At 29.8% G+C, this 14,129-nt stretch carries 12 protein-coding genes and 1 pseudogene; 9 read left to right on the top strand and 4 right to left on the bottom strand.

The window, feature by feature from the left end; translation table 11 throughout:
- Nucleotides 1-28: 28 nt before the first annotated feature.
- Nucleotides 29-868: a helix-turn-helix transcriptional regulator gene (locus ACKTTQ_RS14615; RefSeq protein WP_408049630.1), complete on the bottom strand. Its 840-nt coding sequence runs from the start codon at nucleotides 866-868 to the stop codon at nucleotides 29-31.
- Between the two features lie 263 nt (nucleotides 869-1,131).
- On the opposite strand from ACKTTQ_RS14615, the gene ACKTTQ_RS14610 reads away from it, so the two are divergent.
- Genes ACKTTQ_RS14610 through ACKTTQ_RS14600 form a run of 3 tightly spaced genes read left to right on the top strand, consistent with a single transcriptional unit; the run spans nucleotide 1,132 to nucleotide 4,229 of the window.
- Complete coding sequence (locus tag ACKTTQ_RS14610; protein WP_408049629.1) at nucleotides 1,132-1,992, top strand: RluA family pseudouridine synthase; 861 nt, start codon at nucleotides 1,132-1,134, stop codon at nucleotides 1,990-1,992.
- A 29-nt stretch (nucleotides 1,993-2,021) separates the two neighbouring features.
- The gene (trmD, locus tag ACKTTQ_RS14605) at nucleotides 2,022-2,699 is read left to right on the top strand and encodes a tRNA (guanosine(37)-N1)-methyltransferase TrmD (RefSeq protein ID WP_093871833.1); all 678 of its coding nucleotides are present in this window, start codon (nucleotides 2,022-2,024) and stop codon (nucleotides 2,697-2,699) included.
- Between the two features lie 51 nt (nucleotides 2,700-2,750).
- A complete protein-coding gene (locus ACKTTQ_RS14600) occupies nucleotides 2,751-4,229 on the top strand; it encodes a glycosyltransferase family 39 protein (RefSeq protein WP_299136729.1) in 1,479 nt (492 codons plus the stop codon).
- Here ACKTTQ_RS14600 and ACKTTQ_RS14595 read toward each other — a convergent pair.
- Together ACKTTQ_RS14595 and ACKTTQ_RS14590 are read right to left on the bottom strand one after the other, a co-directional pair.
- Nucleotides 4,219-5,724, bottom strand: coding sequence for an ArnT family glycosyltransferase (locus ACKTTQ_RS14595; RefSeq protein WP_408049628.1), 1,506 nt, complete (start codon nucleotides 5,722-5,724; stop codon nucleotides 4,219-4,221). The genes ACKTTQ_RS14600 and ACKTTQ_RS14595 overlap by 11 nt on opposite strands.
- A complete protein-coding gene (locus ACKTTQ_RS14590) occupies nucleotides 5,725-6,414 on the bottom strand; it encodes a phosphatase PAP2 family protein (protein ID WP_093871835.1) in 690 nt (229 codons plus the stop codon). It abuts the gene before it with no gap.
- A 267-nt stretch (nucleotides 6,415-6,681) separates the two neighbouring features.
- On the opposite strand from ACKTTQ_RS14590, the gene rplS reads away from it, so the two are divergent.
- Nucleotides 6,682-7,032, top strand: coding sequence for a 50S ribosomal protein L19 (rplS, locus tag ACKTTQ_RS14585; RefSeq protein ID WP_093871836.1), 351 nt, complete (start codon nucleotides 6,682-6,684; stop codon nucleotides 7,030-7,032).
- A gap of 402 nt (nucleotides 7,033-7,434) precedes the next feature.
- On the top strand, nucleotides 7,435-9,660 hold the full coding sequence (locus ACKTTQ_RS14580; RefSeq protein WP_408049627.1) for an NADP-dependent isocitrate dehydrogenase: 2,226 nt from the start codon (nucleotides 7,435-7,437) through the stop codon (nucleotides 9,658-9,660).
- A gap of 73 nt (nucleotides 9,661-9,733) precedes the next feature.
- On the opposite strand, the gene ACKTTQ_RS14575 is transcribed toward ACKTTQ_RS14580, so the two are convergent.
- Nucleotides 9,734-10,564, bottom strand: a complete 831-nt coding sequence (locus tag ACKTTQ_RS14575; protein WP_093871838.1) for a mechanosensitive ion channel family protein — start codon at nucleotides 10,562-10,564, stop codon at nucleotides 9,734-9,736.
- A 108-nt stretch (nucleotides 10,565-10,672) separates the two neighbouring features.
- Between ACKTTQ_RS14575 and murQ the strand changes: the two genes are divergently transcribed.
- The 4 genes and pseudogenes from murQ to ACKTTQ_RS14555 all read left to right on the top strand — a co-directional run.
- Nucleotides 10,673-11,488 carry an N-acetylmuramic acid 6-phosphate etherase gene (gene murQ, locus ACKTTQ_RS14570; RefSeq protein WP_093871839.1) on the top strand — a complete coding sequence of 272 codons (816 nt, stop codon included), beginning with the start codon at nucleotides 10,673-10,675 and terminating at the stop codon, nucleotides 11,486-11,488.
- A complete protein-coding gene (locus tag ACKTTQ_RS14565; RefSeq protein WP_093871840.1) occupies nucleotides 11,481-11,720 on the top strand; it encodes a DUF6095 family protein in 240 nt (79 codons plus the stop codon). Before murQ ends, ACKTTQ_RS14565 begins: the two co-directional genes overlap by 8 nt.
- 3 nt (nucleotides 11,721-11,723) lie before the next feature.
- Nucleotides 11,724-12,773, top strand: a complete 1,050-nt coding sequence (locus tag ACKTTQ_RS14560; protein ID WP_143032814.1) for an ATP-grasp domain-containing protein — start codon at nucleotides 11,724-11,726, stop codon at nucleotides 12,771-12,773.
- Between the two features lie 103 nt (nucleotides 12,774-12,876).
- Nucleotides 12,877-14,129 (top strand): annotated as a pseudogene (locus tag ACKTTQ_RS14555) (hypothetical protein); the annotation flags it as partial.

The following is a 14,129-nucleotide window of genomic DNA, read 5'->3' as shown; positions in this document are numbered from 1 at the left end:
TCTTTTTTAAACTTACTTGTATTTTTTTTTAAAAAGAACTTATATAACTTTTTAAATCTTGTCCTTTTTCTAAAATCATTTTTTTCTTTAAGCGATATTTGTGGGTACGAACACTTTCTTTATTTATACCTAAAATGTATCGAATATCTTCATTAGACATGTTCATTTTTAAATAACAACAGTACTTAATATCTTTCGACGTTAAACAAGGATATTTTGAAGACAAATGAGTAATAAAACCTGGATTTATATTTTCAAAATATACTTTAAAATCATCCCAATGAGTTGTAGAATTATCTAATTTTATGTTATTTATAATTGAATTTAATCTGTTTTTCGTATTCTGGTCAACAGAAACATATACTTCTTTAATTTTTTCTGTCATTCTTTTTAATAACTCTTTTTTTTGATCTAATTCTAAAACATAACGAGCTAAATTCTTATTTTCAGTAACAAAACTTAATTGCTTTTCTTTTTTTATTTTTGATACTCTTCCATCTATTTTTATTGATAATATACTTCTTATATTATTTAATAAATATTTATTGTCTAAGCTATTTTCTAAAGACTGTACAATTACTGGAACTTTTTCAAAAATAAAATTAAGTTTTTCATACCTGTTATTTAGACATAAAATTGGAGGCAAAAAATTAGTATTTAATTTAAATAATTGATCAATTTGTTTCTTATTATTCTTAAAACTAAGAATAATAAGTTTGGGGGAAATTGAAATTAATAATTGTTTTAATAACGATACTGAGTTTACAGTTACATTACTAAATCCTTGTAACTCATCAATTTCTTTTACTATTCTTGAGAGAGTAGAATTATGATCAGCCCCAACTATTATGTAGTTATCTGTTTTCAAAAGTTAGTTGATATTATTAGGGGGTTAGTTTGGTTATAAAAGCATTTCTTTTAGTATCTTAAAATTAATTACTAATAAATTCTTTTTATCTATAATTTCTTTTAGTGATTAAAAAACATACATGAACGTTCTCTTATTGATAACAAAGTTTTCATTATTACTTTTTTCCTTACACTCATATTCAGTTGTTTTTAAGAATAGTTTATTTAACTTAACCTTAGATTGTTTAATTTTGACTCAATAACTTTTTAAAATCTTTTTTTTTGAAAATTTCTGAAACACATAAAGTTCCTTTACTAGAAAAACCAATTCGTTTACAAGAATATGGTGTTGGAATTTTTAATACCGTTTCAACTAAGTCGAGCTTAAAAAAAGCTATTAAAAAAGGATTGCTTCTTGTTAACCGAACTGTTGCCTCTACTGCTTTATTTATAAAAGGGAATGAAACAATAGAATTATTAGAATCTGAAAAAGAAATAAATGCTAAAAAATTCATTTTCCCTTTAGAAATACTTTTTGAAGACGACTATTTAGCCATCATACATAAACCTTCTGGAATTTTAGTTAGTGGAAATTCATTCGCAACTATTGATAATGCACTTACACAAAATTTACAAAAAAGCTTACAAATAGATTCTGTTCGACCAAGACCAGTGCATCGGCTAGATTACCCTACAAGTGGTTTACTTTTAATTGGCAAAACAAAATCCAGTATTATTGCTTTAAATAAATTATTTGAAAATAAAACTATTCAAAAAACATACCATGCAATTAGTATCGGTAAGATGAAAAAAGCAGGTGAAATAAATATATCTATAGATTCTAAAAATGCCTTTACAAGCTATGAACTAACTAATACAGTTACTTCAGAACGATTTGGTTATTTGAATTTAGTTTCTCTTAAACCAAAAACTGGAAGAAAACACCAATTAAGAAAGCATTTATTAGCTATAGGAAATCCTATTTTAGGAGATAAAGAATACTATATTAATGACCTTATACTTAAAGGAAAGGGACTCTATTTACATGCTTCTTCTTTAGAATTTATACATCCGTTTACTAAAGAAAGGATTTTTATAACTAAAGAACTCCCATCCAAATTCAATAAAATATTCCCTCTATAATTTTCTTTAAAAGATATATCTTTGCGCTTATGCGAATAGATATTATTACTGTAGCTCCAGAACTACTAAAAAGCCCGTTTGAACACTCAATGATGAAACGTGCCATTGATAAAGGATTAGCCGAAGTTCATTTTCATAATTTACGTGAATATGGTTTAGGTAATTATCGCCAATTAGACGATACACAGTTCGGTGGTGGAGCCGGAATGGTTTTAATGATAGAACCTATTGCTAAATGTATTGAAAAACTACAATCAGAAAGAAAATATGATGAAATCATATACATGACTCCTGATGCCAAAACATTAAATCAAGCCACAGCTAATACACTTTCTTTAAAAGAAAATATTATTATTTTAACTGGTCATTATAAAGGCGTAGATCAACGTGTACGTGATAAGTTTATTACTAGAGAAATATCTATAGGTGACTATGTTTTAACAGGTGGTGAATTAGCAGCTGCAATTTTATGTGATGCTGTAATTCGATTAATCCCTGGAGTTTTAGGTGATGAACAATCTGCCTTAACTGATTCTTTTCAAGATAATTTATTATCGCCTCCTGTATACACAAGACCTTCTGAATATGATGGCTTAAAAGTTCCTGATGTTTTATTATCAGGTAATTTTCCTAAAATAGAGGAATGGAGAAGTGAAAAAGCATATGAACGAACTCAACAAATTCGACCAGACTTACTTGATGAATAAATATAACACATCTAGTTTAAAATAATTGATTATTGAGTAAAAACAACAAACTTGGATACACTAAAAGCATTTTTTCAAAAATACCCAGCAATAAGTATTGTTATTGCTTTTCAACTTTTTAGATTTGTTTTACTTCCTTTCATGGGACTTATGCCTCAAGATGCATATTACCATTTTTATGGAGAAAATTTATCTTTATCTTACTTTGATCATCCAGGAATGATTGGATATATTTTAAGAGGGTTTACTTTAGTCTTTGGAAAAACTGTTTTTGTAGTTAAATGTGCCGATTTTATTGTTACCTCTCTTACCATATTTAGTTTTTACAAATTAGCTTCTTGCTTTTTATCTAAACAAAAATTACAAAGAGCTATTTTATTAATAACATCTACCCTATTCATCTCTATTTTATCATTTAATTCAACACCAGATGTTCCATTACTACTGTTTTGGACCTTGAGTATTTTATTTTTATATAGAGCTATTTTTGAAGAAAAAAAATGGTTTTGGATTTATGGTGGTATTGCAATGGGTTTAGCCTTTAACAGTAAATACACTGCTTTATTATTACAATTTGGACTTATAGCTTTTATTCTTTTTTCTAATAAATATAGAAAATTAATAATCTCACCATGGCTATGGTTTGGTATCGTTATCTCTGTAGCAATTACGTTTCCTGTTTGGTGGTGGAATTACCAACATGATTTTGCTTCTTTCTTATTTCAATCTTCAAATAGAACTGGTTCTATATCTGGTTTTAATATTAATCCAAAGTATTTCTTTGGAGCTATAGGCCATCAATTATTTTTACTATTACCCGTTTTATTTTGTGTTTTTATTGTTTTTACCTTTAAATATATTAAAAGAGCTTTAACCAAATTTAAACTTCCAAGTTCAAAAACATTATTCTTACTTGCTTTTTTTATTCCAACTTTTGTAGGTTTTTTCTCTTTAACACCTGTTTATTGGGTTAAATTAAATTGGTTAATGCCTTCGTATATTACAGGTATTATTTTAGCAGGAATGTTTATTAATAAAAAACTATTAAAAGCTCAATTAATAACATCAATAGTGTTTCATTTTTTAATTAGTTTGCAAGTACTGTTTTATTTAGTACCAATAAAAAGTGATGATACTTGGGTAGGCTGGGAAAATTTAGCTATTGAAACTAAAAAGCTTCAAAATCAATATCCAAATACTTTTGTTTTTTCTGATGATAAATATAAAACATCAGCTGTTCTAAATTTTTACATGGAAAACAAAGTATATGCGCAAAATATTATTGGTAAACATGCACTTCATTTTGATTATTTAGGAGATGATTTAAGCATGCTAAATGGAAAAAATGCTATTTTTATAGATTCTGACACGCGGTTTAAAACAAGGAATAAAAAAGGAAATACTATTCCTGAATTAAACCAGTACTTTTCAAAAGTAACTGAATTAAAACCAATTATTGTATCTAAAAAAGGAAAAGAAATCCGTAAATTCTGGATTTTTTACTGCGAAAATTATACAACTAATCCTTAATTAATAAATACAAGAAAACATATTTAACTATTTTATCATTCCTTTTAATTGGAATCGTTTTCAATAAATTATATTGATTAAAACTTTTTCCATAAACACTTTTAGGGCTTCTATAATTCCTACTGTCTGTTAGGTATAAAACATCTTTGGAGGTAAGTTTCTTTTTTTTCTTATTTATCCAATAATACTTATGTATGTTCGTTAATTCTCCTATTCCATAAACATCCATTTTATTTGGCCTTGCTATATAATAATCTATATGTGCTAAAGGAAACCATTTGTCTGAAATAATTGGTATACTTTTCAAGTTTTTGGTCTCTAATAGTGGTGTTATTTTAGCTGATAATTGTTTCCATCCATACATATCCATCAAAGCATCCTTATTATTAAACTCTTCTTTATTAATATTTTTTTCAATAGGTAAAAACCATCCTTTGTTAATTTCAATAGAAGTAAAAACCATTAACATCATTAAAACTACCCCTCCTCTAATTAAATTTCTTTCTATTTTTTTATTCTTATGAATATATACAGCTAGTAATGGCAATAATGTTACATAAGATATTCCTGACCAATGTGGTAGAGTATCTTTATATAGAGACAAATAAATTGTCGTGAATATTAATGGAAATGAAAAAAATATAAATAACCATAACTGTTTTTTCTCAAATATGAATTTCTTCCTGATTAAAGCTACAGTCATTATATGTATTGAAAAAAAAATATACGGATTATTGTATACCATTTGACCTAATACTTCTCTTAAAAATGAGTCTTTATTAAAAGAAAGACTAAACAATGAAACTCTATTATTATGAAATTTATAACTAATAAAATCATACTGATAATTCCAATATACAATCAACGAAACTGTAATTAATGGAAAAATAAATGATAGATAAAAAGACCAATCTTTTAACCAAGTCCTATTTATAAAAACAATATATAATACAACTCCTACTAATAAAAATACTGCTTGATATTTTGAATAAATAGCGCACGCAATAAAAAAGAAAGCTATAAAAAGTTTTTTTCTTGTATCTTTTGAAGGCTCTAAAGGCAATGCTTCTATCAAAAAATAAAAACTTAGTAACCAGAAAAAAAGTAATGGTGCATCTGGTAAAATAAATGTTCCAGCTATTATTAAAGCGTATATATTTAAATTATATAATATAACTGATAAAAAACCTACCAACTCGTTTTTTATTTTACAGCCAATTAAAAATAATAAATACATATTAATACTTCCAGGTATGATAGCTGCTAATCGAATAGCTAATTCACTATCAAAAAACAAATCAAAAGTAAATAACTGAATAAAAAAACCTACAAATGGCGGATGGTCAAAATGACTAATATCAGGATACTTAGCATACAACCAATAATATACTTCATCATTACCAAACTCTAATTGGCTTGCAAAAAAAACTCTTAATAATGTACTAACAACAATTAATACATAAACTACTCTTTTATAAGATATTTTATACTTCACTTAAATACTTCTTTCATACTTGTAGAATAACCCCATACTTATAAAACCTATTACAATACCAATAAAAGACCCTACAAAAACATCTATTAAAAAGTGTTGCGATAAATACACTCTAGATAAACCAGCTATGATAGCTAAAGAAATCCATAAATATTGAGACTTGCATTTAGCAAAATACAAACATAATATTGTAAAAATAGCAAAAGCTGTTGTTGTATGGCCAGAAGGAAAAGAATTCCATAATGCCATTTTAACTCCGTTAACTAAATACAATGAATCTTCTCCAAAAACTCCAACTGGTCGTGGTATACCTTTAAAAATAATTTTCTTAAAAAAGTGTGTAACTAATAATGTTAGCAAACCACTAATAAGAAAAACCAGTGCTATTCTACGTTTAACAAATACAAAAAGTAATACTAATACCCCAAACATTACTCCATCACCTAAAAAAGTACTGTACTTAAAAAACGCATCTAGAAATGAAGTATGAAATTGATTTATTTTTAAATGAAGAAAAAACTTATTGAATAAAATTACTAATAAAAATGAAACAATAAAAAACACTCCGTAAACAAAATACGTTTGTCTTTTAATTCTTAAACTTAAAAGAACAAGTACATTCTTAACTCCATCAAGCCAAATATTGGCTTTACTTTTATTTCTAAATCTTACAGCAATACTTTTACTCATAATAAAATATATCTTTTATTTATATTGTAAAACTACCTACTGATTGTTTAAAAAACTTTAATTCCATTTTAATTTAGCATAACTAATCTACCCCTAATTAACTTTAAAAGAACATTTTATTTAAATAACTATGAAAAATAATAACATAAAAATAAATTACTCTTTACCTTTTTATATCAGAAAAAAAACATAAATTTGCACCCACAAAAAATAACCTCTGACGAGAATCGTGTACGTTGTTTTAGTAAACTATAAAAAATATTTAAGATGGAATCTTTAATTAAATTTGTACAAGACGAATTTGTAACAAAAAACGATTTTCCAGAATTTGGAGCTGGAGACACTATTACTGTATACTACGAAATTAGAGAAGGTGAGAAAGTACGTACTCAGTTTTTTAGAGGTGTAGTTATTCAAAAAAGAGGTAGCGGAAGCTCTGAAACATTTACTATTAGAAAAATGTCTGGTACTATAGGTGTTGAGCGTATCTTCCCTATTAATTTACCTGCTATTCAAAAAATAGAAATAAACAAAAAAGGTAAAATCCGTAGAGCTCGTATTTACTATTTCAGAGGTCTTACTGGTAAAAAAGCAAGAATTAAAGAAAAAAGATTTTAATCTTAATTTCTTAAAAATTAAAAAGCACCATATAAGTTATATGGTGCTTTTTTTTTGAATATTATCATTAATAACTCATTCTATCTTTCCATTAATACTTATCTAACAAACTAAGAATAACAAAAAAGACAAGTTTTTAACCACTATTCTATTTAATATATAAAATTTACTTAAATATCCTTGAACAACTACTTTTTAGTAATCTTTTTATTCAAAAAAAAAACATCCTTGGATAAAACTAGCTAATACCCTTCTATTTTCAATAATAAAATCTCTAAAAACAGCTATATAATTATTAATTTGATAATCAAAACAGCTAATTAATAAGAATTTTTCACTAAAAATTTCACGATATATTCATAAATTTGCCTGACTTCAAAATAATTAATTTAATTTTTACTTATGAATAAAACGGCTAAAATCATGTATACAAAAACGGATGAAGCTCCTGCGTTAGCTACTCGTTCGTTTTTACCTATAGTAAAAGCATTTACTAAATCTTCAAATATAGAAATTGAAACTAAAGATATTTCTCTTGCTGGTCGTATTCTTGCCAATTTCTCTAGTTATTTAACAGAAGAGCAACGCGTTGAAGACGCTTTAGCTTTTTTAGGAGAATTAGCAAAAAAACCAGAAGCAAACATTATAAAGCTACCTAATATTTCAGCTTCAGTTCCTCAATTAAAAGCAGCAATAACAGAGTTACAAGCTTTAGGATATGCTTTACCTAATTATCCAGAAGAAATAAACTCTGATGAAGACAAAAATGTTTTAGCCCTATATAACAAAGTAAAAGGATCTGCTGTAAACCCTGTTTTACGTGAAGGAAACTCAGACCGTCGAGCCCCTAAAGCAGTTAAAAACTACGCAAAGAAAAACCCACATAGAATGGGCGCTTGGTCTTCTGACTCTAAAACACATGTAGCAACAATGACTGAAGGCGACTTTGCTCATAATGAAAAATCGGTTACGGTTCCTTCTGCTACAAATGTTAAAATAGAACACACAGATACTAAAGGAAATATTACTGTATTAAAAGAAAAAGTATCTTTATTAGCGGATGAAGTTATTGATGCAACAGTAATGAACAAAAAGGCATTATTAAACTTTTTAGAAACTCAAGTACTTGATGCTAAAAATAAAAATGTTTTGTTTTCATTACACATGAAAGCTACAATGATGAAAGTTTCTGACCCTATTATTTTTGGTCATGCTGTAAGAGTTTTCTTTAAAGATTTATATACAAAACATTCAGAAACATTTAATGAAATTGGTGTAAATGTGAACAATGGTTTTGGTAATTTATTAGGTAATCTTAATGAATTATCTGAAGAAAAAAGAAATGAAATTTTAGCGGATATTGAAGCTGTTTACTCAAACAGACCCGATGTAGCTATGGTTGATTCTGATAAAGGCATCACCAATCTACATGTTCCTTCTGATGTTATTATTGATGCTTCTATGCCGGCTATGATTCGTACTTCTGGTCAAATGTGGAACAAAGAAGGCAAACAACAAGATACAAAAGCAGTAATTCCAGATAGTTCATATGCTAGCTTATATCAAGCAACAATTGACTTCTGTAAAGAGAATGGAGCTTTTGACCCAACAACTATGGGAACTGTTCCTAATGTTGGTTTAATGGCACAAAAAGCTGAAGAATACGGATCACATGATAAAACTTTTGAAATAGCCTCAAACGGAGCTATTAAAGTAATTGACGATAATGGAACTGTATTATTAGAACATTCTGTTGAAGAAGGTGATATTTGGAGAATGTGTCAAGTAAAAGACGCTCCAATCCAAGACTGGGTAAAATTAGCAGTAACTCGTGCTAAAGCAACTCAAACCCCTGCAGTTTTCTGGTTAGATGAAAACCGTTCTCATGATGCCGAAATCATAACAAAAGTAAAGAAGTATCTACAAGATCATGATACCAATGAATTAGAAATCCTTATTAAATCAGTTGCTGAAGCTACAGAATACACTTTAAAAAGAGTTAAAGCTGGTTTAGATACTATTTCTGTTACTGGAAATGTTTTACGTGATTATTTAACCGATTTATTTCCAATTTTAGAGCTTGGTACTTCAGCTAAAATGCTTTCTATTGTTCCATTAATGAACGGTGGTGGATTGTTTGAAACTGGAGCTGGAGGTTCAGCACCTAAACATGTTCAACAATTAGTTGAAGAAAATCATTTACGCTGGGATTCTTTAGGAGAATTTTTAGCTTTAGCTGTTTCTCTAGAACATTTAGGTGAAACTAACAACAACTCTAAAGCTAAAATTTTAGCAGAGACTCTTGACGACGCTACTGATAAATTACTAGAAAACAAAAAAGGACCTTCAAGAAAAACAGGAGAATTAGACAATAGAGGGTCTCATTTTTACTTAGCAATGTATTGGGCTGAAGCATTAGCTTCTCAAAATAAAGACAGTGAATTAAAAGTTCAATTTACTTCTTTAGCTGAAAAAATGATTGCTAATGAATCTGTTATAGTAAACGAACTAAACACTGTTCAAGGAAAAGCAGTAAATATTGATGGATACTACGAACCAAATGATAAATTGGCTGACGATATCATGAAACCTAGCCAAACATTAAATACTATTTTAGAAAGCTTTTAATAGTATTTATACATAAAATTCAAAAGCAGGTGAAATATCACCTGCTTTTTTGTTACTCAATAACCAAAACAAATTATGAAACCATAGTAACAATTCTTTGAGGTAAAGGAGCATCAAAGCCAGCTATTCCTAATTCTTCAACTATTTTTTGCCTTGTATCCCAATACACATCCCAATAATTCTCACAACTTACATAAGGCAATGCTAATAGTTCTATACTATTCTCTCCTAAATTATTAACTGCAACTCTTGGTTGCTTATCCTTATCTTTTAACACATTTACATCACTAACTAATACATTCATTACAATCTCTTTCGCTTTCTTTATATCTGACCCATAACGAATCGCAAACGGCATGTCCACACGTAAACTTCCAACTTTCGTTAAGTTTGTAATCTTTCCAGAAGTTATGGCAGAGTTTGGTATAATTTCAGTTTCATTCTGGAAGGTTTCAATAACTGTTACAAAAACAGATATCTCTTTAACAAAACCAAAAGCACCATTAGTTTTAATTAAGTCTCCTACTTTAAAAGGTCTAAAAACAAGCAGCATAATTCCCGAAGCCAAATGCCCTAATGAACCATTAAAAGCAGCTCCAATTGCAATCCCTACTCCTGCTATAAGGGCAGCAAAAGTTGCTGTAGGCACTCCAACTATTCCTGCTATAGAAATAATCAATAAAGCTTTTAAAACAAAACCAATTAGTGTAATTAAAAAAGGTCGTAAAGTTTCATCTATATGTTTAGATTCAAAGACTTTTGAAACTCCTTTAACTAAAATTCTAATAATCCATAGTCCGATTATTAAAGCAGCTAAAGCTCCAATTAATTTTAAACCCCAATCTCCCATTCCAGATGCTATTGAATTATAAAAATTAGTCAATGCATTTTGTATTGTTTCCATGTTTATTTAATTTTTTGTTAATCTATATTTTAAGACACCTCTTTTTTTAAAGCGTCACTTATAATTATTTTTTGTTGAGTTTACTTTCAAAGTTTGTAACTTTGATGTATGAACTTCACTAAAACAACAGAACAAGATTCGAATTATAATAACTTAGAAAAAATGAAACTTTCAAAGTTATTAACCAATATCAACAATGAAGATAAAACAGTACCTCTTGCTATTGAGAAAGAACTAATTTCAATTGAAAACTTAATTGAACAAATAGTTATTAAACTAAAAAAAGGTGGTAGACTGTTTTATATTGGAGCAGGTACTAGTGGAAGGTTAGGTATTGTTGATGCTAGTGAATGCCCACCTACCTTTGGGGTTTCACATGATTTAGTTGTTGGGTTAATTGCAGGTGGAGATATAGCTATAAGAAAAGCCGTTGAATTTGCAGAAGACTCAAAAGAACAAGGATGGATTGATTTACAAAAACACAATATAAATCAAAAAGATGTTGTAATTGGAATTGCTGCTTCAGGAACAACTCCTTATGTTATTGCTGCTTTGGAAAAATGCAACTCTGAAGGAATTACTACTGGTTGTATAACATGTAATAAAAAAAGTCCTTTAGCATTAACCGCATCCTACCCTATTGTAATAGTAGTAGGGCCAGAAGTTGTTACAGGTAGCTCAAGGATGAAAGCTGGTACAGCACAAAAATTAGTACTTAATATGATCTCTACTGCAACAATGATTCAACTAGGAAAAGTTAAAGGGAATAAAATGGTAGACATGCAACTTTCAAATAATAAATTAGTAGAAAGAGGTATAAAAATGTTAGTTTCCGAATTACATATCGACCAACAAACTGCTAGTCACCTAATAAAAAAGTATGGTAATGTTAGAAACGCTATAAAAAATTATAGAAATGAGTAAAGACACGTCTTTTGATAAAAACATAAAAAATTTATTTATTTTACTAGGTCTATTAATACTATCTCCTATAGTACTTAATGTTTCTTTTAAGGCATTAAAAGTTTTTACTGAACAACCTAAGATAATAATAGCATACACTTTATTAGTAATTGGCATTTTATTAATTCTTTACACTGTTTACTTTGGATTTAAAACTTTTAAGAATATATTAGACTCACTTTTTAATCAATAAAATTTGAACATTAAAAACAAGTTCTATAAAATATTTAATTGGGAGTATTGGCCATCTTCAATGCTTTACATACCCAATCTACCTTATGCTTTTTATTTAGCTTATAAGGCAAAGCACCTTGCGTTTTTTACAGCAGCCAATCCAAGCATTAAAAGCTCTGGAAACGGAACTGAAAGTAAATTCGCAACGATGAACCTTATACCTAAACACTTCAGACCGAATTCAATTCTAATACTTCCTAAAACAAAAATTGAACTTGTAATTCAAGAAATTGAAAATGCAAATATCTCATATCCTTTAATAGCCAAACCTGATGTTGGTTTTAGAGGTCTACTTGTAAAAAAAATAAATTCGCCCCAAGAACTTCAGTTATATTTAAAAAAATACCCGATCAATATAATAATTCAAGAATATATTGATTACAAAAACGAGTGCGGTATATTCTATCACCGAAATCCAAATGAAGCTACTGGAAAAATAACATCTATAACTTTAAAAAAGTTTTTATCTGTTACAGGAAATGGATATTCTACCCTAAAAGATTTAGTTATAAAAGATGATAGAGCTCAATTATACATTGATATAATTAATGAGACACATCCTTTAAAATTAAATACCATTCCTAAAAAAAATGAAATAATTAAACTTTCTGTTATTGGAAATCATTGTAAAGGAACCCAATTTATTAACGGGAATCACCTAATAAGTAAAGAGCTACATAAAACGTTCGACGAAATAAACAAATCAATTAATGGGTGGTATTATGGAAGGCTCGATATTAAATATAACACCTTTGATGAACTACAAAAAGGAATAAATTTAAAAATATTAGAAATAAATGGTATATTAGCTGAACCCACTCATATATATGACAGTAAAAACTACAACTATCTAAAAGCTTTAAAAGAGATACGTTTACATTGGAATAATTTATACCAAATTGCAACTACAAATCATACACAATTCAATGTACCGTATAAAAGCTCTAAGCTGTTTATTAATGAGATGTTGAATTTAAAAAATTACGTTACAAATATTAAAAATCTAAATTAATTTTTTTATTTTTGTGACCTAGCAGAGTAAATAAGTGTCTAATTATTAGTACTCTTAAACAAGACTAATGATTAAAGCACGCAACTTAAATCCCCTAAGTATTATGAAGATATTTTTGTCTTTATTTTTTGTTATACTTGTACATCAATCCTTTTACGCTCAAGTAAAAATAGGAAATAATCCAAATGTAATAAATACTAACTCTATTTTAGAGTTAGAAAGTAATAGCAAAGCCCTTGTTATTACAAGAGTTAATGACACTCAAATGAATAGTATCCTTCCTCTAGAAGGTGCTATTGTATACAATACTGATCACAAATGTATTTTTCAATATACAGGATTAACATGGAATAGCTTGTGTACTACTCAAACAAATCAACAGTTAACTTTTAATCCCTTAACTCAAGAGTTAACCTTACAAAATGGTGGTACTGTTGATTTAAGTTCTCTTATCAATGATAATGATAATGATCCTTTAAACGAAACGAACACTTCTTTTAGAATACAAAATGACAATATCGAGATAACTGATCGCAATGGAACGTTATCTATACCTCTATCTGATTTAGCAGATGCAATAGTTACTAACACTCCTGGCCTTACTGGTGCTGATGGAGCAACAGGCGCTACTGGAGCAACAGGTGCTACAGGTGCAGTTGGAGCAACAGGTGCTACTGGAGCAACGGGTGCCGCTGGTGCAACAGGTGCTACTGGAGCAACGGGTGCAGTTGGAGCAACAGGTGCAGTTGGAGCAACGGGTGCTACTGGAGCAACAGGTGCTACTGGAGCAACGGGTGCAGTTGGAGCAACAGGTGCTACTGGAGCAACAGGTGCCGCAGGTGCTACTGGAGCAACAGGTGCAGTTGGAGCAACAGGTGCTACTGGAGCAACGGGTGCCGCTGGTGCAGTTGGAGCAACGGGTGCTACTGGAGCAACAGGTGCAACAGGTGCCGCAGGTGCTACTGGAGCAACAGGTGCAGTTGGAGCAACAGGTGCTACTGGAGCAACAGGTGCCGCAGGTGCAGTTGGAGCAACAGGTGCTACTGGAGCAACGGGTGCCGCTGGTGCAGTTGGAGCAACAGGTGCTACTGGAGCAACGGGTGCCGCTGGTGCTACTGGAGCAACAGGTGCTACTGGAGCAACAGGTGCCGCTGGTGCAGTTGGAGCAACAGGTGCTACTGGAGCAACAGGTGCCGCTGGTGCAGTTGGAGCAACAGGTCCTACTGGAGCAACAGGTGCCGCTGGTGCTACTGGAGCAACAGGTGCAGTTGGAGCAACAGGTGCTACTGGAGCAACGGGTGCCGCTGGTGCAGTTGGAGCAACAGGTGCTACTGGAGCAACGGGTGCCGCTGGTGC

The sequence above is a fragment of the Tenacibaculum halocynthiae genome, assembly GCF_964512825.1.
Lineage (GTDB): Bacteria > Bacteroidota > Bacteroidia > Flavobacteriales > Flavobacteriaceae > Polaribacter > Polaribacter halocynthiae.
Note: the sequence above shows the minus strand (reverse complement) of the source record. Positions and strands in the feature narration are given on the sequence as shown.